The sequence below is a fragment of the Chitinophaga eiseniae genome (assembly GCF_012641265.1).
GTDB lineage: Bacteria > Bacteroidota > Bacteroidia > Chitinophagales > Chitinophagaceae > Chitinophaga > Chitinophaga eiseniae_A.
This window is the reverse complement of record NZ_JABAHZ010000001.1, coordinates 956,400-979,503: the sequence shown is the minus strand read 5'-3', so window position 1 is coordinate 979,503 and position 23,104 is coordinate 956,400. Positions and strand designations below refer to the sequence as shown.

The following is a 23,104-nucleotide window of genomic DNA, read 5'->3' as shown; positions in this document are numbered from 1 at the left end:
GCGTGCCTAATATACTCTTCTATGTCATCATCCCTACAACATAGCCTGGAACATAGTTTCACCGCATATGCCCGGCATACAGCCATTCTTGCCGGCAATACTGCCGTTAGTTATGAACAACTGTCGCAAACTGCCGCCAATATTGCTGCGGGTCTTGCGCAACAGGAGATTCCTGCGCTTACTTTTATTGGCGTTACTGCTACCAGCAGGATCGACTACATCTATGCCTTTACCGGCATACTCAAAGGGCGCTATGTGTATGTGCCCATTGACCCGCGGTTGCCCGTTTTGCGAGTGCAGCAGATGGTCCGCAAGCTGAAGATCAGGCACCTCGTGGCAGATCGTACAGCCCTGGATACAATATACCAGGATAGGTCAGCCTTCAGCGAAGTCTGTTTTCATGAGCTGGATGCGCTGAAAACCAGCGTCGCTCCTGCAACACCGAGTCCAGCCTTCAGCGAAGATGATCCGGCCTACGTATACTTTACCTCTGGTTCCACCGGAGAGGCCAAGGCCGTATTGGGCAGAAATGGCAGCCTGCTGCATTTTATTCAATGGGAAATTCAAAATTTTCATATAAATGACACGGTTAGAGCCAGTCAATTTGTGCATCCCGGTTTTGACGCCTGGATGAGGGACATCCTGGTGCCATTATTTGCCGGTGGCACCATCTGCATATATCCCGCTATCGACAGCGGCGTATATGAACAGGAGCTGACGGCCTGGCTCAATGATACAGGAATTGGATTGATTCATTGCGTGCCCAGCTTCTTTAAGCTGGTTAATCACGGGAGGCTGCAATCATCCGATTATCCGGCGTTGCGATATGTATTGTTATCTGGCGAACATATGGCGCCTCAATACCTGGAAAACTGGTATCGTCTTTTTGGAAACAGGGTACAGTTGGTGAACCTGTATGGTACCACCGAAACCACCCTGATCCGGACCTGGTACCCGATACAACCAGAAGACGTGCAACGGCCACGTATTCCGGCGGGCAAGCCGATAGCCGACACGGAAATATTATTGCTGGACGGGCAGGGGCAGGCCTGTGAAGCAGGAGCTACGGGGGAAATATATATCAGTACCCCTTATATGACTTACGGTTACTACAGCGATGAACAGCAACAGCAGGAGCGCTTTCTGCCACATCCGTTCAACGCCGGTAAGCCATGGGCGTACCGTACGGGCGACCTGGGAAGATGGTTGCCGGATGGAAATCTCGATATCCTGGGGCGAAAAGATAAGCAGGTAAAGATCCGTGGCATAAGGGTGAATTTGCAGGAGATAGAAAATGCGATGCTCCGGCACCCCGATGTAAAAGAAGTGGTAGTAACCGCCCCTGAAACGGCGCCAGGCGAGCAAAGTTTGCAAGCGTACTATGTGCCGGGCAAGGAATTGCCGCCCGAATCATTGCGCATGTTCCTGCAATCAGTATTGCCGCCATACCTGGTGCCCGGATCATTGATGCCATTGTCTCATTTTCCGCTGCTATCTAACGGGAAGATAAATTTGAACGCGCTGCCTGCGCCGGAATGGACTATCCCGGAAGGACAGGGAGCACCTGGAAACCACGTGGAAGAAGTACTTAGAAAAATATGGGCAGAGCTGTTACATCTCTCGCCAGAAAAAATAAGTACAGACATTAATTTTTTCCAGTTGGGAGGCAACTCTATACAGGTATTGCAATTTCTTTCCCGTGCGCTGGAGATGACGGGTTACCGGATACCGCTGGAGAAATTTCTCCGGACGCCTACCATCCGGGCCTGTGCAGGGATGATGGCGCCGGGAACTTTAAATGGAGAAGACACACTCGCACCAGCCCCGGAGAAAAGCGGGTATGCGCTGACAGAGAACCAGGAGCATATCTTCTTCGATTGCTATAAACATCCTTCTTCTACCGCCTACAATATGATCAGCATTGTAGATATAGTGGGAGAGATATCTGCAGAAGAGATAACCAAACTGTTGCAACAGCTGATCACACGTCATGAAATGTTTCGTACCTCTTTTCATATAGCCGGCAACGGTAGTGCCTACCAGGTAGTACACCCGGAGGTAACCTTTGCGGTGGTGGAAGAACAGGTAGAAGAAGATAAGTTACAACAGGCCATCCGCGGCTGTATCAAACCGTTTGAGCTGGATAAGGCCCCGCTGATCAGGGCTTTCATGATCAGGGCCGGTATGGATAAATCGGTGTTGCTGCTGGATATTCATCATCTGCTGACAGATGCCGTGTCTATGCGGATCATGGAGAAAGAACTGAAACAAATTTATCGTGGTGTCCCATTAACGCCATTGACGCTGCATTATAAAGATTATGCCGAATGGCTGCAACAGCCGTCGCAGCAGCAGCTGTTGCAGGAGCAGCGGCGCTACTGGCAGCATCAGTACCGGGCGTTGCCAGCGCCGCTAACATTGCCAATGGATGAAGAAAGGCCGGCGGTCAAGAGTTATGAAGGAGCCATCTATCGCTTTGAGTGCGATGCCATATTTGCGGAGCAGCTAAACAGCTTTGCCCGGGCAGAACAGGTAACCCTGTTTACCTTGCTGCTCACCTGTTATTATATCCTGTTACAGAAATTGGGAGATACCAGCGATATCGTAGTAGGTATTCCGGCTGCAAGACGTAGTCACCCGGCTACCGGGAGTATGATGGGCCTTTTTGTAGGAGAACTGGCATTGCGGGTATCATCTGGTCCTGACCAGGATTTTCGTACGTTCCTGCACGTTGTACATACCACCTTGATAGATGCATACAAGCATCAGGATTTTCAGTATCGGGAGTTGTTGCAGCAACTGAATCTTCCTCCGGCAGCCCCCCGTAATCCGCTGTTCGATGTGTGGTTTGCTTTTCAGCAGGTAGACCAGTCGGAAGTCGTATTGTCAGAGAAACTGAAATTTGTAAAACATATCAATAATAATACAGTAGCGCTTTTTGATCTGCTGCTGCGAGGTTATGAAATAGATGGGCAGATTCAGTTCCGGTTTGAATATTACAAGAAGCTATTCCGGGAAGAACGGATCGCACAGTTTGCCGGCTACTACCTGGATATACTCGAACAGGTATTGGCAAACGATCGGGTGAGCCTGCGCCAGATACGTTTACAGGGCCAGGAAAACATGGTCTGAACTACAATATTTCCCGATCCCACATGCTTAAACCTATTATTGATATGAAATCAATAGAAGCGCTGCTCCAAAAAATTATGCAGGCCTACGAATTGCCCGGTATGGCAGTTGGTATTATGGAAGGAGGAGAGGTAACGTATCGGCAACATTTTGGTGTCAGCAATATCACTACCGGCGCCGGTCTTACCCATGAATCCGTTTTTCAGCTGGGATCCCTGTCGAAAGTGTTTGTAGCTACTGCCATCATGCAATTGGCAGAACAGGGCAAGATAGCGCTGGACGAAAAACTGGTGACTTATCTGCCTTACCTGAAAACAACAGATACGCGTTACGGCAGGATTACTATCCGGCAAATATTATCGCATACCTCGGGTATTCCTGATGTCAGGAACTTTGAATGGAATAAACCACAATACGACGATGGTGCGGCGCGCCGCTATATAGACACGTTGGAGCACCTTCCACTGCTCGATGAACCTGGTGTACTTTATCACTATAGCAACCGGGCTTACAATGTGCTGGCAGATGTAATCCACGTCTGTTCTGGTATGTTGTTCGAAACATATATGCGCCGGCATTTTTTTGAACCGCTGGAAATGCCGCACAGCACCTTTATTGTAACGGATGTGCCGGAGCGTTTGCTGGTAAGTCCGCATACCCTGGCAAAAAATTTCGTGAGCAAGGTCCGTAAGGTATATCCCTACAATCGCATCCATGCGCCCAGCTCCACACTCTATTCCAATGTACCGGATATGATGCATTGGATGAAGGCCAACCTTGATAACGGCGTATGGAAAGACAAGACCTTGTTACAGGAAGATAACTATCGCCGGTTAATGCAACCGGAGGTAGAAACGGAGCAGGATACCTATATGTGCCTGGCCTGGAAGCTGGTAAAGCGCGATGGCCATACCATGGCGGTATCGCTGGGAGGGGAGCCCGGGTTCCGCGCTTTTATGATCCTGTTGCCGGAAAAGAAAACCGGTGTATTTGTTTGTATCAACTCTGATAATTTTTCAGCTGAACAGGTGGCTATCCCGGTATTGCTGATGAAGTTGGGATACGAGGTAGATCCGCCTAAAACCCCTATACATCTGCCACTTGGCAGAACGCTGATGCAAAGCGGGTTTGATGCGGCGGTGCAGGCCTATCATTACCTGAAGAAAGAAGCTCCTGGCGCTTACGACTTCCAGGACACCCACCTGATTGCGCTGGGATTTAAGTTGCTGTACCGGGCACGTAAATGCCAGGATGCGCAGAAAATTTTCCGCCTTTGCGTAATGGACTATCCCGATTCCTGGGAGGCCTGGTATGGGTTAGGAGAATCACAGTCCTGGGCAGATGAAACCGAAGGCGCTATCAGCAGCTATCAACGTGCCCTGGAGCTGAATCCGTCTTACGATAAGGCGGTGCAGGCACTTCGCAAATTAATGGAATTCAAAAACGCATAACGTTACTATCGATATATGTCAGTTGATAACAGGAAACTTACCGGTCTTGAAATAGCAATAACGGGCATGGCTATACGTGTTCCGGGCGCTGATAGTCCCGCTGCTTTCTGGGATAACCTGGTAAATGGCCGGGAAACGCTCTGTTTCTTCACAGATGCAGAACTGGAGGCATCGGGGATCAGGTCTGCACAGTATAGTCAGCCGGGATATGTAAAAGCGAGGGGGATTATTGATGACGCAGAAATGTTTGACGCGGCTTTTTTTGGTTTCACTCCCAAAGAGGCAGAACGGCTGGATCCCCAGATACGCTTGCTTTGCGAGCTGGCCTATGAGGCGATGGAAAACGGAGGATGTAACCCGGCTACCTGGCAGGGATTGATGGGCGTATACCTGGGCGCGGCTCCGGCTACCGCCTGGCAACAGCATACCCTGGCGGCTTGCAGGGCATCTTTTTCAGACGAGTTTGCCACTTTGTTATTGAACGATAAAGATTTTCTCAGCACCCGCTTATCGTACTTACTGAACCTGCATGGGCCCAGTATGACTATTTATACCGCCTGCTCTACCTCCCTGGTAACGGTGGATACTGCCTGCCAGGCGTTGCTCACCGGTAAGTGTGACGCAGCCCTTGCCGGCGCCATATCTTTATCGCTGCCGGTAAAGGCGGGGCATTTACATGAACCAGGCATGATTTTATCGGCCGACGGGCATACCCGTTCCTTTGATGAAAAGGCTTCGGGATCAGTATTCAGCGACGGGGCCGGCATCGTGATGCTGAAACGGCTGGCTGATGCCCTGGCCGATGGCGATACAATACATGCGGTGATCAAGGGAAGCGCTATCAACAATGATGGCGCCCGCAAAATTGGCTATACGGCACCTGGATCTGCCGGGCAGGCGGAAGTAATTGCCATGGCGCACCAGGTAGCAGAAATAGCGCCACAAAGCATCAGCTATATCGAAACGCATGGCAGCGCCACTGCTATCGGTGATAAAATTGAAATAGAGGCGCTGGAATCGGTTTTTCGCAATGTACCTGGAGATTTCCGTTGCCCGCTGGGAAGCGTGAAATCCAACTTTGGCCACCTGAATACGGCCGCCGGCATGGCGGGCCTGATCAAGACCGCACTGGCCTTAAAGCATGGTATGATACCTCCCAGCCTGCATTGCACCCGGCCCATCGCCGGGCTGAATACCGGGCAAAGCAGGTTTTATGTAAATACCACCCTTGCTCCCTGGACAAACGATCAGCAGCCTTTACGGGCGGGGGTGAGTTCTTTCGGTATCGGAGGCACCAATGCACATCTCATCCTGGAAGAAGCGCCGGTAGCGGCAACAGATACACCTTCCTGGAGAGATCATTACCTGTTGCTATTATCAGCCAAAACCCCGGCAGCATTAGAGGCCAGGGCCACGCAATTGGCAGCTTACTTGTCATCGGCCACGGATATCAATATGGCCGATGTAGCCTATACCTTGCAAACCGGCCGGCAGGAATTCCGCTACCGCAGTATTTGTGTGGCCGCCGATCGCGAGGAGGCTATCCGGAAGTTAACCGCGCAAAGTAACAGGGGGACACAAACTGCCGGGGTAAATCAACAATGCCCTCCGCTGGTATTTCTCTTTGCAGGGTTAGGCGGGCAGTATCCCGATATGGGGCGGGACCTCTATGAAAAAGAGCCGTTTTTCAGGAAAGAGGTCGACCGCTGTCAGCAGCTGCTGGCCGGCACGGAGATGGCAAAATGGACGCAGTACCACAACAATCATACGCCCGATAATAGTTTTACCGGTTCTCAACTCAGGATGTTTGTATTTGAATATGCATTGGCCCGACTGCTGATGCATTGGGGATTGCAGCCGGATCATCTTGCAGGCTACAGTCTCGGGGAATATGTGGCGGCCTGCCTGGCCGGCGTTTTTTCGCTGGAAGATGCGCTGCAACTAATGCTTATCCGGGGACGGCTGGTAGAAACGCTGCCTGCCGGAGCCATGGTGAGTATCCCGTTGCCGGCAGCAGAAGCTATGCGCCTGTTACCGGAAGACGTGTACATGGCAATTGACAATGGTCCCTCCTGCGTAGTATCAGGGGGATTGGAAGATATTATCCATCTCGAAAAACAACTAAAGGAAGAACGCCTGTTGTCGTTCAGGATATCTTCCACGCACGCTGTACATGCGCCTGCGGTAAGCCCGGTGTTATCTGCGCTGAAGGCACACCTGGCATCGATGGTATTGCATCCGCCAGTTATCCCTTTCCTTTCAAATGTAACGGGGCAGTGGATGACAGCGGCAGATGCCACCTCGCCGGAATATTGGTGTCAGCACCTTTCCCAAACCGTGCGCTTTGCTGATAATCTACAACATATCACGGCTATTCCGGATGCCACCCTGGTGGAAATTGGTCCGGGCAATGATCTTACCATGCTGGTAAAACGGTTATTGCCGCCGGAACAGGAAAATCGTGTACTCAGCACCGTTAGAACCCAGTCAGTGGGTGTATCTGATGTAGCGTACCTGTTGAATCGGGTTGGTCAGCTGTGGCTGAGAGGACATCAGCTCAGCTGGGAAAATTTTTACCGGGAAGAAAATCGCTGTAAGATACCGCTGCCGGCTTATCCTTTTGAGAAGGTACCGCATACGATTGATATTGCACAAGCAGTACGTCGCGATCAGGCGGAAACAGCTAATACCAATAGCATTACAAAGCAGGAGGATCTGTCTTCCTGGTTTTACCTTCCTTCCTGGAAGCGGCAACCCTTACTGCCATACCAACCGGCAGTGGATTTACCGGTAAGCTTACTGCTGTTCGTACCGCCAGGTATGCCAGCCCCACTGCTGTTGAATGAACTACAGACCTGGGGTATTACCGATGTGGTAATGGTGCACCTGGGCAACACTTTTGAGCAAACGAATGCCACTGATTTTATTATCCATCCGCAGTCGGCAGAAGACTACCGGGAAATGTGCCGGCGGCTGCAAGCGGCCGGTTGGGAGGCCTCGCATGTGTTGCATGCCTGGAATATAGGTAATAGTGAAGAACAGGTACTCACAACTGCCAGTATCAAAGAAAAACAATATACCGGTTTTTATAGCCTGCTTTATTTGATGCAGGCATTGGAATATACCCAATCCCTCTCGCTTTCACTGCAGCTCACCGTAGCGGCCGACAGGATATTCCGCATTACCGGGGATGAAAATACAGATGCCGGCAAAACAACTTTGCTGGGCCTGGTAAAGGTAATTCCGCAGGAATATCCCGGGGTACGTTGCCGGGTAGTAGAACCGGGAGGTGACGACTTTTTCCGGCAGGTAATCCGGGAAGTATTACTCTCCACAACCGGTATTATAGCCGCCTACCGTGGAAAGTCGCGGTGGGTGCAGCAAATGGAGCCATTATCCTTACCACCTGTTCCGGCAAAAACAGCCCGGCTCCGGGTGGGGGGCACTTACCTGGTAACCGGGGGAATGGGCAATATAGGATTGGCTATTGCCACTTACTTACATCGCGAGTACCAGGCTAAAATAATACTGGCAGGCCGTACGCCATTACCTCCCCGCAGCCAATGGGAACAGCAGGCTAGCGCTGAAGTCAATGCGGGAAAGCGCCGCAAAATATCCACGCTGCTGGCATTGGAGCAGGAAGGCGCCACCATTGCTTTTATGGCAGCAGATGCCGGAAGCCTTGAGGAAATGCAGCAGGTAGTAACGGAAGCTGAAAGTAAATTCGGCCCTATTCATGGTGTGTTTCATACCGCTGGGATCATCGACATACACGCTTTCCCCACTATTGGCCAGTTGCAGCCATCAGACTATGAAAGACATTGCCATCCTAAGATAACAGGTACGCTTGTACTGGAAGAAATTTTCAGGAACAGGCAACCGGATTTTATCCTGTTGGCATCTTCGCTGTCACCGATACTGGGCGGACTGGGACTGGCTTCCTACGCCGCCGCCAACCAGTTTATGGATGCAATGGCTTTGAGGCTGGCCGCCGCCGGCAAGCCCTGGATCAGCCTTAACTGGGCGGACTGGGAAGGATGGGAAGCGGGGTTGGAAAATATGATGATCAGCAGCGAGGCAATCGCACTCAATATCTCCGCAGCTGAAGGGATAGAAACCCTGAAGCGGGTATTACATCATGCCCTGGAAGAGGGACAGGTAGCTATTTCTTCGGGCAACTTATTACAGCGTATGCAGAAGTGGGTATACACTGCGAATGATCATTCGGGTACTGTCGCCACGGTGGATGCCTCCATGGCCATACCGCTAAAACCCAAGCCAGCCCTGTTAAATGAATACCTGCCGCCGGCCGACGCACTGGAAGAAAAATTGGTGGAGCAATGGAGCGAACAACTAGGATTCAGCGGCATAGGCGTACAGGACGACTTCATGGAATTGGGAGGCGATTCACTCAAGGCTATCATCATGTTATCCCGTGTACACCGGCTCACCAAAACGGTTGTATCGCTGGAAGAATTTTTCCGTAACCGTACCATTCAACATATTGCGCAGGTAGTTCGTCATACAAAGCATAAGGCTTACAAGCCGGTAATGCCGGCGCCGGACCGCATGCATTATCCTTTGTCGGCCGCGCAACGCCGGCTCTTCTTCCTGCGTGAGTTTGATACCAGTGGTATTGGCTATAATGAAACCCACGTTGATATCCTGGAAGGCCGGTTAGATATTGACCGGTTAACCAACGCATTTCGTACCATCATACAACGTCACGAAATTTATCGCACCGCATTGCTGATGACGCCGGAAGGCCCGGTACAGCAGGTGATGGAACAGGTGCCTTTTGAACCGGAATTACTGGAAGCAGACGAAGCTGCCTTACCAGCGCTGATCCGAAATTTTGCCAGGCCTTTTCATTTCGATCAACCACCCTTTATGCGGGTTGGCATCGTGAAGCTGGCGGCCGATAAACATGCGGTTATATTTGATCGTCATCATATTATTTCTGATGGGATCAGCAGCGAAATATTGGATCGTGAACTCGTTGCTTTATGCGGAGGCGCTTCCCTGCCAGCCGTAACGCTGCAATACAAGGATTATGCAGTATGGCAGGAAGAAGAGCAGCACAGCGAATATCGCAGGCAGCAGCTGGATTGGTGGAAAGAGATCTTCCAACAGGACATCCCCGTATTGCAACTACCCACCGACTATTCCCGGCCGCCCGTGCAGTTATTCGACGGCGATGCTGTTCACTTTACGCTGGATGAAGCAACTGTATTGGCTGCCAGGAAGCTGGTAAAAGAACTGGACGTTACCATGCATAGCCTGTTATTGGCTGTCTTTAATGTACTGTTGTCCGGACTTTCGGGGCAACGGGATATCGTGGTCGGTACGCCGGTGGGCGGAAGACGGCATCCTGACCTGGAAAATATCAGCGGCATATTTGTAAATACGCTGCCTTTGCATAACCAGCTGCCGGAAGAAATGCCTTTTAATACGTTTCTACAGGAAGTTAAGAAACGGGTATTTACAGCGCTGGAAAACCAGGATTGCCAGTACGAAGACCTGGTAGAACAGCTACATCTCCCCAAAGATATTTCCCGCAACCCGCTTTTCGACGCTATGTTGGTGTACCAGCATTTTTCTATCCGCAAGAAAGGCTGGGAAGGTATTCGACGTACGCCTTATCATCACGTTACTGATAAAGCCAAATTCGATTTAAACCTGGTTTGCTGGGACCAGGATGCGTCGCTGTATTTTGAACTGGAATATAGTACCCATCTCTTTAAAAAGGCTACTGTTGAAAGATTCGCCCGATATTTTATACATATTCTACAGGAAGTATTATTACAACCTGCGTTGCCATTGAGTTCCATCAGCTTATTGCCTGATAGTGAAAAAGAACAACTGCTATATACTTTTAATCACCTGAAATCAGATCGCTGCAAAGGTCTTGTTCTCCAGGAGCTGTTTATCGAACAGGTGGAAAGAACACCGGAAGCCATTGCGCTGGTAGACGGCGCTCAAACATTCACCTACCGGGAACTGAACCGGAAAGCTAACCAGCTGGCGGAAACACTGATGAAAAAGGGCGTAACCACCGATGTGCTGGTAGCCCTGTATACAGGTCGCAGTGCCGCTACTGTTGTAGGTATGCTGGGTATTATCAAAGCCGGAGGCGCCTGGTTGCCGATAGACCCGGTATTGCCGGTGAACAGGGTACAGTATATGCTGACTGATAGCAAGGTGAAATTCTTACTGGCCGACGATGAAACGGTTTCCCAGGCTGCAACATTATCAGATACAATAACGGTAATGGATATATCCAGGGAAGATACGTATAGTGGTAACGGTGACGAGCCGACGCTGATCAATAAACCAGGCGACCTGGTATATGTGATTTATACTTCTGGTTCTACTGGTCGCCCGAAAGGTATTATGCTCGAACACCGGAACGCCGTAAACCTGGTGCAGCACTGTATTTACCATACCGGCATGGATTTCAACAAAGTACTGCAATTTAGTACGATTTCCTTTGACGTTTCTTTTTCAGAGATATTTTATACGTTATGTGCAGGCGGAACGGTATATATGGTCCGTGAAGCAGTGCGGAAAAATATCCCCGATTTACTGGCATTTATCGGGGAACATCATATCAGCACTGTCTTCTTTCCTATGTCGCTACTGAGATTGTTGTTCAGGGAAACCGCATACATAGAAGCCATTCCCGCCTGCATCCGGCATATACAAACTGCCGGCGAACAAGTGATTGTCAGCAATGAATTCCGGCATTACCTGCAGTGCAACGGGGTATACCTGCATAATCATTATGGTCCTTCTGAAACGCATGTGATTACTACGCTGACCATTTCGCCGGAGGGCGATATCCCGGCGCTACCGGGCATTGGTACGCCTATTCTCAATACAGATATCTATATCCTGGATGCCATGGGAAATATTACGCCTATGGGTGTCCCCGGCGAACTATGTGCAGGAGGAGAGCAGGTGGGCAGGGGATATATCGGGAATGAAACATTAACCAGGGAGAAGTTTATTCCACATCCTTTTCAGCCTAACCAGCTGATTTACCGCACTGGCGATATTGCCCGCTGGTTGCCCGATGGTACGATCGACTTTTTAGGCAGGATAGACGGACAGGTGAAGATCCGGGGATACCGGGTAGAACCTGGTGAAACTGAAAGTTGTTTACTGGAGATACCTGCGGTGAAAGAAGCGGTTGTTACGGTGCAGCAACATACAGATGGCGACAAGTACCTGTGTGCCCACCTGGTGCTAAACGAGAAAATAGCTGTTGAAATGCTGCGGCAGCTGCTATCCCGGCGGTTGCCCGACTATATGATACCATCGGCGTTTGTAATGGTAGATAAGATACCTGTTACTGCCAACGGGAAGATTGACAAGGCAGCCTTACTTCCGCCGGCGCAGCAGCAACAGGAAGGATATGTAGCTCCTGTTACCGCCGCAGAAATACTAATGACGCAGATATGGGCGGCTGCCTTACAAATGGATGCTGCACATATCGGGGTAATCGACAACTTTTTCATCCTGGGAGGGCATTCGTTGAAAGCCATGCAACTGATTGCTGGTATCCAGCAGGCCTTTAACGTGAAAATACCGTTGCCGGAATTCTTCAGGGATCCTACTGTCAGGGCCAATATAGCGGCGGTGTTGCAAGGAGTGCGTGAGAGTAGCACGATTATCAACCACACGGCTTCGCAAACTTTTTACCCCGCCTCCGATGCACAGCAACGTTTGTATTTCCTGCACCGGTTGCATCCCGGCGGACTCGAATATAACATGCCTGCCGCCTACCTGGTAAAGGGACATCTGGACCTGGTAGCCTTACAGGCCGCCCTGCAACAGCTGATGGCCCGGCATCCGGTGCTGAGCATTACCTACGATATTGCAGATAATAATATCGTCCAGGTACCCGCGACGAACAGGACAATAGAAATTATACGGCTTCCGGCCACCACCAGGAACCACCCGGAAGCAGCCTTTCACCAGTTCATCCGGCCATTTGATTTAAACCGTGGACCCTTATTTCGTATAACTGTTGCTGATATTGACGACAACAATGCCTGGTTATTCCTTGATTTTCATCACAGCATTGCCGACGGCATTTCTTCCGGTATCTTTATCAGGGAGCTGAATGGCCTCCTGGCAGGAGAGGCGCTGGCGCCGGTATCATTGCAATACCAACACTACGCCGCCTGGCAGCAGTCGGAAGAATACCGGCAGTTATTGTCCCGCCAGGAGGTTTACTGGCTGGAGGTATTCCGGGATCTTCCCCTTGCCCGGCCTTCCTTACCAACAGATTTTAACCGCGCTATCGGCATACATACCGCTGGCGATACGGTTATTACCCGCATAACAGCTGCGCAATACCAGGCGCTTAAACAGCTGGCAGCTACAGAAAACACCACGGTATTTGTGGTATTAATGACGCTTTATCATGTATTGTTATCTCACCTTACCGGGTCAGAAGAGATGATAGTAGGTACGCCGGTAACGGGGCGACGAAGAACGGAACTGCAAACCGTGGTAGGCTTGTTTGTAAACACCCTGGCACTACGATCTTTCCCCAATGATTATAAAACATTTGGTGGATTTCTGGGAGAAGTCAGCCAGCTGGTGCTGGAGGCTTTTGATCAACAGGAATACCCGCTGGATTTGCTGATCCGGCGCCTGGGGCTTAGCAATCTCCCTGGCCGCAACCCGCTTTTCGATGTGATGATGGAGTTTGATTATGCAGACGATACCACCCTGCAAATTCCCGGTGCTGAAGTAACGCCGTTCCCGCTAAAGAAAAGGATCGCCAAATTTGACCTGGTCCTGTATTGCCGCGAAGTTGGCAATACGCTGGAACTGGAACTATGTTACGCTACCCATCTGTTTAAGCAGGAGCGCATGATGGCCTTCATGAATGCGTTGCAGGTCCTCATTGCCCAGGTGCCGGAGCATCCACATTTACCATTGGCTACACTCAAAGCTGCCTGCCAGCCTGTGGCAGCTGCTGCCGTACAACCCGCCAACATTGCCCGCTAACAATTATCTACGATCCCTTTAAATGAAAGTATAGCGCCATGAATACCCTCCAGGATATCTTATTATCAGGTTTTAAACAATATGCTGATAGTCCCGCTATCAGTGATGGTAACAGCGTTATTTCCTATGCGGAGTTGCATCACAGCAGTGATGTACTGGCTCGTGCCCTGCTGGCCAGAACCGGTGGACAACAGCTTATGATGGGCGTTTGCAGCGAAAACAGGGTGAAGATGATTATCACATTGATCGCTATCCTGAAAGCCCGATGTATTTTTGTGCCAATAGATCATACCTTACCGGCAGCGCGTATCCGTCATATTCTACATACGACAGCTGCCCCTTTGTTGCTCGCCAACCAACAACAAATGGCACTCCTGGAGGAGTGGAAGCCTGCACAGGCAATGGTATTGGATTTAGACGCCTGCATGCAGGAAACAACAACTACTGCTATATCATGGCCAGTCTATGATGCAGAAGACAGTATCTACGTATACTTCACTTCTGGTTCTACTGGTCTGCCGAAAGGTATTGTGGGAATGAATAAAAGCCTGCTGCATTTCATCCGGTGGGAGATCAACACCTTTCAGCTGCAGACGGGCGATCGTATCAGCCAGTTCATCAATCCCGGGTTCGATGCATTTCTGCGCGATGTATTTGCAGCCTTATGTGCGGGGGCTACCATTTGTATTCCCCGGGAGAAAGAAACCTTACTGCACCAGCGTAAACTGAAAGCATGGATACACGACAACAGGATCACCCTGATCCATTGTGTTCCCAGTTTTTTCAGGCTGATTAATCACGATGCAGGGGAAACAACCATCTTTCCTCACCTGAAATATATTTTATTATCGGGAGAAGCGTTGCGCCCGTCGGAGCTGCAACAATGGTACGATCAACATAGAGATACCATACAACTGTATAACCTGTACGGCCCTACGGAAACGACCATGATAAAAACTGCCTACCAGGTAAAGCCTGCAGATACGAGGCGCGCCACTATTCCCATAGGAAAGCCCATGGAAGGGGCGGAGATATGGCTGCTCGATGAATCGTTGCAGCCGGTAGAGAGCGGTATGCCCGGTGAAATATATATCCACACCGCTTATCGTACCAAAGGTTATTTATGTGAGCCCGGGCTCAATGAGGAGAAATTTATTACGCATCCCCAGGGCGATGGAGAACTGTTATATAAAACTGGCGACCTGGGAAAATGGCTGCCAGACGGGAACCTGGAGTTACTCGGGCGTATCGACCGCCAGGTGAAGATCAGGGGCGTTCGCGTGGAGCCGGGAGAAATAGAATCACATTTGCTGCGTCATCCACAGGTAAGCGATGCCGTAGTGGTAGCCCGGCCCGACGAAACTTCCAGCTATGAGCTATGCGCCTATGTAGTGCCGGCAGCTACCAGCGTTACGATAGCAGGTATTCGCGAATACCTGTCAGGTCTGCTGCCGGAATACCTGGTGCCAGCCCATTACGTACTGCTGGATAAAATCCCGCTCACGACTAATGGTAAAACTGATATCGCAGCATTGCCGTTGCCGGCAGCAGTGGCAACACCCGCCACCGCTGCGCCGGTTAATGCCACAGAGCAGCAGTTGGCGCAGATCTGGTCAGATGTGCTGGGCATCCCACTGGCGAAAATCGGCCGGCACGACGATTTCTTCAAAATAGGCGGACATTCCCTGAGAGCCACTATCCTGGCTGCCAGGATAGAGAAAACTTTCGGAATAGCCTTTCCGCTGCTGGACATATTTTATTATCCTGTTTTATCGGAGACAGCAGCGCGCATAGCCACCGCGGAGGCAAGCCAGGTACCGGTTATTCCACCCGCACCTGTTGCATCCTCCTATGAACTGTCATCCGCACAGGAACGGCTATACGTAGTGCAGCAATACAATACCCAAAGCACAGCCTATAACATTACCACTACTTTAACTGTTGCAGGTTACCTGGATATTGATCGCCTGGAATTGGCCATGCAAACCATTATCGACCGCCATGAAAGCCTGCGTACAGCTTTCATCCTGCAGGAGGGTATGCCCCGGCAGGTAATATTGGAACGGCTGCCGTTCAAAATTACCAGGCTGCGGGCTGCCATCGGCGAAGAAAATACTTTGATCCCTGATTTTATTCGTCCCTTTAACTTACAGGAGCCGCCACTGATCAGGATGGGGGTGATCACTACGGCAGCCGACCAGCATACCCTGGTACTCGATATACACCATGCCATAGCAGATGGCACTTCCCTGGGTATCCTGGTGCGGGAATGCCTGCAATTATATGTGGGAGAAGTCCCCCCGGCAGTGCCACTCCAATATAAAGACTATGCCGTATGGCAGCAGCAACAGTTGCCCATGCAGGCATTGCAACAGCAGGAAGCTTATTGGCTGCGACAGTTTGCCGGCGACGTAGAGCCGTTGCAGTTACCCACCGATTTTCCGAGACCGGCGCGGCAAACCCTGGAAGGCGCTTCCCGGCGCTTCCTGCTGGATACCGCTACCTATGAAGCCGTGAAGGCATGTGCGGTACAGTATAACACCACCGTATATACGATTTTGCTAACTACCTACCTGGCGCTGCTGCAGGAGCTGAGCGGCCAATCGGATATTGTTATCGGCACCATCATCGCCGGCAGACGACAGGCCGACCTGATGAGTACTATCGGTATGTTTGCCAATACCCTGGGACTACGGTTTGATATAGCCCGGGGCGGCACCTGGATGGAGCTGCTGCAATATGTAAAAATAAAAACGACCGAGGCCCAGCAACACCAGGATTATCCCTTCGAAGAGCTGGTGAAACGGGTGGTGAAATGGCGCGACCCAGGACGCAGTCCATTACTGGACGTGATGTTTAACCTCCAAAACCTCGACCTGCCAGACATCGATCTACCGGGGCTAAGCATCCGCAGATTTGATGTAGAGAAGCACATCTCTAAGTTTGACCTTACCCTCAGAGGCATCGAGGAATACGGCCACTTTGAGCTCACTTTTGAATACAATACCAACCTGTTTACCCTGGCTACCATACAACGTTTTATTGGCGGCTACCAGCGTTTGCTTAACGATTTTATCCAACATCCCGGTGCCCGCCCGGCGGAGGTTACATTATTATCTGAAGAAGAAGAGCAGTGGTTACTGCACCAGGTAAATGCTGCACAGGAAGCATTTCCGCGGCACCGGGCAGTGCATGGGTTATTTGAAGAGCAGGCGGCGCTGCACCCGCAGCAGGTAGCCCTTGAATATGAAGGGGAGCTGGTGACTTACCAGGCGTTGAATGAGAACGCCACCCGTGTAGCCCGCGCCCTGCATGCCCGGGGCATTCAGCACGGATCGGTAGTTGGGCTCATGATGGATCGTTGCCCGGATATGATAACGGCGATCCTCGCGGTGTTGAAATGTGGCGCAGCCTTTTTCCCGGTAGACCCGGATTATCCCATGGCCCGCAAATCTTACCTGCTCTCCGATAGCGGGGTACAGGTTTTACTCACCAATACCCGTACCCAACTTGATCAGCAGTCCTTCCTGGAAGATTGCGGCGTACCACACATTTTGTGCATGGATAACCGTAGCTGGTGGAGTAGCGATGCCAGTAATTTGCCGATAGCGGTTGCCGGTAATACCGCTGCCTACCTTATTTATACATCCGGTACCACTGGTCAACCAAAGGGTATCAGCATTCCTCACAGCGCGCTGGTAAACTATGTGAGCTATGCTATTGGCAACTACCAACAGGGCGCCGCCATGGACTTTCCATTGTTTACCTCCGTAGCGTTCGACCTTACCCTGACGGCCATTTTTGTACCGTTACTCTCTGGAAACAGGATGATCATATATGGCAAACGTGGAGAAGATGCACTGCTGCTGGAACATATACTGCGGGAAGATAAAGGGGATATTATTAAGCTCACACCTGCCCACCTGAAGATAATGGCAGCATTACGGATACGGCCATCCAGGCTCAAAGTGCTGATAGTAGGCGGGGAGGCATTACCTTATCAGCTGGCCTTGAAAATACACGAACAATTTAATGGCCACCTAGCCATCTATAACGAATACGGGCCTACGGAAACTACCGTAGGCTGCGTTGTTCACCGGTTTAATCCTGCGGAAGTACTGGAGTCAGTACCCATCGGTCTGCCGGTACCCAACACCCAGGTGTATTTGCTGAACGAGTATCTGCGTCCGGTGCCGGTAGGCGTAACCGGTGAAATTTACCTGGGCGGAGCGCAGCTGGCGCATGGTTACACCCGGCAAGAGGAACCCGGCAAGGCGAAATTTATTCCCCATCCATTTATTGCCGGAGAGCGGTTATATCGTACCGGCGACCTGGCTCGCTGGCTGCCACAGGGCATATTGTTGTACATGGGACGTGCAGATGAACAGGTAAAGATCCGGGGGTATCGCGTTGAACTGGCGGAAATCGAAAGTACCCTGTTATTGCATCCCGGCATCGATGCCACTGTGGTGGCAGTCAATGAAAATGTGGAGGGCGATAAATACCTGGTGGCCTATTACACCGCCGGGCATCAACCAGGCGTATTACAGCTTAAACAGTTTATGGCGGAACGCTTACCGGTGCATATGTTGCCAGCCCACTATGTGCAATTGGATCAGATTCCATTAACGACCAATGGTAAGGTGAACCGAAAGGCATTGCCTGCGGTAGCGCCGCAAAGGGCGACCGAAAAGCCATCGCCGATAATGGGTAACCCCGTAAAAGACCAGTTACGCAGTATCTGGGCAGATGTATTGGAAATCCCTGCCGGAGATATCGATGATCAATCTGATTTTTTCCGGGCAGGTGGTCATTCGCTCGCAGCTATCACCTTACTGGCTGCTATACAACAACAATGGGGCATACAGTTGGGGCTGAGCGAGGTATTTGATACGTCGGTATTTACACAGCAGGCTGCTTTACTTGAGGCCACCATCACTACATCCGCAGCGCCGGTAACAGCAAATGCGGCTATCCCTGTATCCTCTCAACAGCCTTATTATCCGCTATCATCCGGGCAGCGTCGCCTGTTTGTATTGCACCAGCTGGCACCCCAGTCAGTCGCCTACAACATTCCGTTGTTTTACCGCGTGAAAGGCAGCCTGGATATCGAAAAAACAACCATCATATTCCGGCAGCTGATCCAACGATACGACAGTTTCAGGACCGCGTTTCATATCCGGGAGGGCGAACCCGTGCAATATATTCAAGCCGATGCCGATTTTCGTATAATCGTTTACGATGGTACGGATGTCGATACAGTTATCCGGCAGTTTATCGCTCCCTTTAACCTGGAGTGTGCGCCGTTATTGAGAGTCGGCGTAATGCCGCTGGCAACGGATGAATACCTGCTGATGATAGATACCCATCATATTATATCAGATGAGGTGGCCACCAGCTTGTTTATGCACGACTTTGTCAGCCTATTGCAGGGCGAACTCCTTTCCCCGGTAAAGCTCCAATATAAAGACTTTGTAATGTGGCAGCAGGAACCGGCCCAAATGAGCAGCATCAACGCGCAGAAAGATTTCTGGATGAATCATCTGTCCGGTGAGCTGTTACCCAATGACCTGCCTGCCGATTTCCCACGTCCTGCCGTGAAAGGGTTTGATGGCGGCGTGGTAACAGTACCGCTGGATGCCGCCGTGACTGCACAGCTGCAGGAAATCGCCAACAAAGAAGGCGTAACCCTTTACATGGTATTGTTATCGTTGTACCATCTGTTAATCAGTAAGCTCTGCGGCCAGGAAGACATATTAACCGGTACCATCACAGCAGGACGGCCCCACGCTGATTTGCAGAAAATACACGGCGTATTTGTAAATACACTGGTATTAAGGGCGAAGCCGGGGCACGACCTGTCGTATCGCGATTTCCTCCAACAGGTGAAAGCAATGACACTGTCTTGCTTCGAACACCAGGACTATCAATACGAAGAGCTGGTAGAGGCACTGGCCGTGGAAAGGGATACCAGCCGCAATCCACTGTTTGAGGTCATGTTCAATATGCACAGTATTGCACAGGAAACGCTGGTATTAAAAGACCTTACTTTCCTGCCTTACCCGTATTATACCACTACCACCAAGTTTGATCTTAACCTGCAGGTAGTACAACAGGAGGGCGGCCTCGCACTTAATTTCTGTTATGCTACCGATTTGTTTAAACGGAGTACGATAACCAGGTGGGCAGGATATTACGTGCGGCTGGCAAAGTCCATCGCCAGCCATTTATCACAGCGCATAGGGGATATCAGCCTGCTGCCGGAAAACGAACGGGAACAACTCATTTATACTTTCAACGATACAGCGGTTCCCTATGACAGGGCCGCTACTTTGCCGGATATTTTTGAAGACCAGGTGGTCCGCACACCATCAGCTACAGCCCTGGCCACCGCCACCGGCCATATCAGCTATGAAATGCTGAATATGGCGGCTAACCGCCTGGCGCATACCCTGATAGCTGGTGGAATAGGGCCTGGTCAGTTTGTGGCAGTTACTATCAGCCGTTCTATCGAAATGGTGGTGGCATTATTGGGTATCCTGAAGTCGGGTGCCACCTATGTGCCGTTGGAACCTTATCTCCCGGATAACCGGGTAACGGGCATCATGGATACATTACCCGTAGCCGCGGTAATAACAGATACCGCTCATGCCATGAAGGTGGCCTCCTGTACAGGAAGCTTGTCTGTAGCCAATCCGCTAAAGATCTGCCTTGGTAAGCAAGACCACACATTGCCTCCTGGCGCCTGGATCAATCAGCAACAGCTGGACCATCATCCCGTTCATAATCCCCGGCTACCCTTGTTGTCTACTTCGCTGGCCTATGTCATTTTCACCTCCGGTTCAACAGGCACACCTAAAGGGGTAGCAGTTATGCATCAACCGGTGATCAACCTGATCGAGTGGCTGAATCGCCGCTTTGGTATTGGGGAACAAGATAAACTGTTATTTACTACTTCGCTGGGATTTGATCTATCGGTATATGATATTTTCGGCATACTCGCAGCGGGAGGAGTGGTGCGTATTGCATCGTCTGCAGAAATAGCCGAACCGGAAAACCTGGTGTATATACTATTGAGAGAAGGTATAACCTGTTGGGACTCCGCCCCGGCAGCACTGCAACAATTGGTGCCCTATCTTCCGGAAGCCAGGCATACAGGCACTGATAGCCTGCGGCTGGTACTGCTCAGCGGCGACTGGATTCCGCTTACCCTGCCGGTGGATGTAAAGCGCACGTTTACACAGGCGCAGGTCATTGCCCTGGGAGGTGCTACAGAGGCCACGGTATGGTCTAACTTCTTCCCGGTAAAGGATATCGATCCGGCCTGGAGAAGTATTCCCTACGGCAAGCCTATCCAGAATGCTGCTTATTACATTCTCGATAAGCAACAGAAATGCTGTCCCATCGGCGTAAAAGGCGATTTATACATAGGGGGAGAATGCCTGGCCAGTGGTTATATCAATGACGCTACATTAACGGCCACAAAGTTTATCGCTAATCCTTTTGTGCCGGGAGGTACCATGTATTATACCGGCGACAAAGCCCGCTGGTACGAAGATGGCAACATCGAATTCCTTGGCCGGGAAGACGCACAGGTGAAGATCCGTGGCTATCGTATCGAATTGGGTGAAATAGAACAACAACTCCTGAAATATGCCGGGCTGAAAGCGGTAAAGGTGGTGGTAAGAACAGGTCACGGCAACAACCGCTATCTCTGCGCCTATTATGTGGCCGATCAGTTGGCGGAAGAAGAAACGCTGCGCCGGTTTCTGAGCGGTCAGCTTCCGGAGTATATGTTGCCCGCTTACTTTATACGTATAGCGGCTATCCCGGTAACTGTAAATGGTAAGTTGGATCTGAAAGCATTACCAGCACCGGCAGATAATGAGAAGAAGCAATACCAGGCCCCGGTAACGGAAACAGAGAAAGTACTGGTCAATATCTGGGGGCGGGTATTGCAACTCAACAGCGCTGCTATCAGTACCGATGCCGACTTTTTCAGGCTGGGCGGCCATTCCCTCAGTGCTACGCTGATGCTTGCTGCGGTTACACAGGAACTGGAGGTTAAAGTACCCCTGATTGAATTGTTTAAGCGGCCCGTGTTAAAAGACCTGGCCCAATATCTAGCGCAGGCCTGTAAAACATTATTCCATCATATGGAAAGGGCCGAGCCGGCAGACTACCATCCGCTGTCGCCCGCGCAGCAGCGGTTATTTACCCTGCAATTCCTGATGAACGACTCTTGTGCCTATAACATGCCGGTGGCCTTTATGTTAACAGGCGTCATCGACAAAGCGCGACTGGAACAGGCATTGCAATCATTGATAAACCGGCATGAAAGCCTGCGTACTATTTTTTGCCTGCATAACGGCGAACCGGTACAGCGGGTGCTGGAGCAGGTTGCCTTCCAGCTTACCTGGTACAACGGCGTATATGCGTCGCCGCAGGAAGTACTGGATATCTTTATCCAGCCCTTTCAGCTGGAGGAAGCGCCGCTCTTCCGTGCCGGCATATGGCAACAGGATGAAAGCCATTTTATGCTGATGCTGGATATGCATCATATCGTTTCCGACGGCATTTCCATGGATATACTGGTACGTGACTTCCGGTCTCTTTACCAGCAGCAGACAACAGGCGATATACCGCTAGGCTATAAAGACTATGTACATTGGTACCTGAAGCCTGCTACCCAGGTGATGATCGCTGAGCAGGAAGCATATTGGTTGGCACAGTTCCGGGAACCGGCTCCCGTATTACAACTACCCGCCGATTATGAGCGTACCGGTTTAATGGACTTTAACGGAGAAGCCATCCGGTTCCGGGTAGCAGAGGAAACCGCCATAGCATTGCATACCCTGGCACAACAGGAAGGGGTGACGATGTTTATGGTATTGCTGGCGGCATTGAATGTATTGCTGGCTAAGTTAAGCGGGCAGGAAGATATTGTAATAGGCTCGCCGGTGGCCGCCCGCAGGCATACGGCTTTGCAGCAGATTGTGGGGCTGTTTGTAAATGTACTGGCCTTCCGTCATCAGCCATCTCCCCGTAAAACCTTCCGGCAGTTTATGCAGGAAGTGAAACAGGGTGTGCTCGATGGCTTCGATAACGGGGAGTATCCATTTGATGCCCTGGTGAATAAGGTGGTGAACCAGCGCGACTGGAGCCGTAGTCCACTCTTTGACGTTTACTTCTATATGGATAACATTCATATCGGCTCGCTGGATATCCCCGGATTACAGGTACGCCTATACGAAATGAAAAGAAGGCATACCCAGTATGATATTATGCTGGGAATGAGCCAGCAAGGCACGGATTTAGCCGGGGTGTTTACCTTTGCCACCAGCAGGTTTAGCCGAGCCACCATGGAACAGTTTACCGGCTACTTTCAGCAGATGTTGCTCCTGGCAGCCACTCATCCGGATCAGCTGTTGCAGGATATCCGGCTACAAAGCGTCTTCGTTGATTTTAAATAAATCTTTGTTCTCCTTCACCCGATA

The 23,104-nt window shown here is 50.8% G+C and carries 4 protein-coding genes; all 4 read left to right on the top strand.

Annotated features, from left to right (window positions below; all coding sequences use genetic code 11):
* Positions 1–21: 21 nt before the first annotated feature.
* From HGH91_RS03890 to HGH91_RS03875, 4 genes are read left to right on the top strand one after another with little or no spacing between them, the layout of a single operon-like run.
* Entirely contained in the window at positions 22–3,132 is a 3,111-nt protein-coding gene (locus tag HGH91_RS03890; RefSeq protein ID WP_168737130.1) for a non-ribosomal peptide synthetase, read from the top strand.
* A gap of 44 nt (positions 3,133–3,176) precedes the next feature.
* On the top strand, positions 3,177–4,583 hold the full coding sequence (locus HGH91_RS03885) for a serine hydrolase domain-containing protein (RefSeq protein ID WP_168737129.1): 1,407 nt from the start codon (positions 3,177–3,179) through the stop codon (positions 4,581–4,583).
* A 15-nt stretch (positions 4,584–4,598) separates the two neighbouring features.
* A complete protein-coding gene (locus tag HGH91_RS03880) occupies positions 4,599–13,607 on the top strand; it encodes a hybrid non-ribosomal peptide synthetase/type I polyketide synthase (protein WP_168737128.1) in 9,009 nt (3,002 codons plus the stop codon).
* A gap of 38 nt (positions 13,608–13,645) precedes the next feature.
* Positions 13,646–23,080 carry a non-ribosomal peptide synthetase gene (locus HGH91_RS03875; protein ID WP_168737127.1) on the top strand — a complete coding sequence of 3,145 codons (9,435 nt, stop codon included), beginning with the start codon at positions 13,646–13,648 and terminating at the stop codon, positions 23,078–23,080.
* Positions 23,081–23,104 lie beyond the last annotated feature (24 nt).

Excerpts from the sequence above, each read along its gene's own strand:
- HGH91_RS03880 (WP_168737128.1), top strand. The coding sequence starts at position 4,599 with ATGTCAGTTGATAACAGGAAACTTACCGGTCTTGAAATAGCAATAACG.
- HGH91_RS03885 (WP_168737129.1), top strand. The coding sequence starts at position 3,177 with ATGAAATCAATAGAAGCGCTGCTCCAAAAAATTATGCAGGCCTACGAA.
- HGH91_RS03875 (WP_168737127.1), top strand. The coding sequence starts at position 13,646 with ATGAATACCCTCCAGGATATCTTATTATCAGGTTTTAAACAATATGCT.
- HGH91_RS03890 (WP_168737130.1), top strand. The coding sequence starts at position 22 with ATGTCATCATCCCTACAACATAGCCTGGAACATAGTTTCACCGCATAT.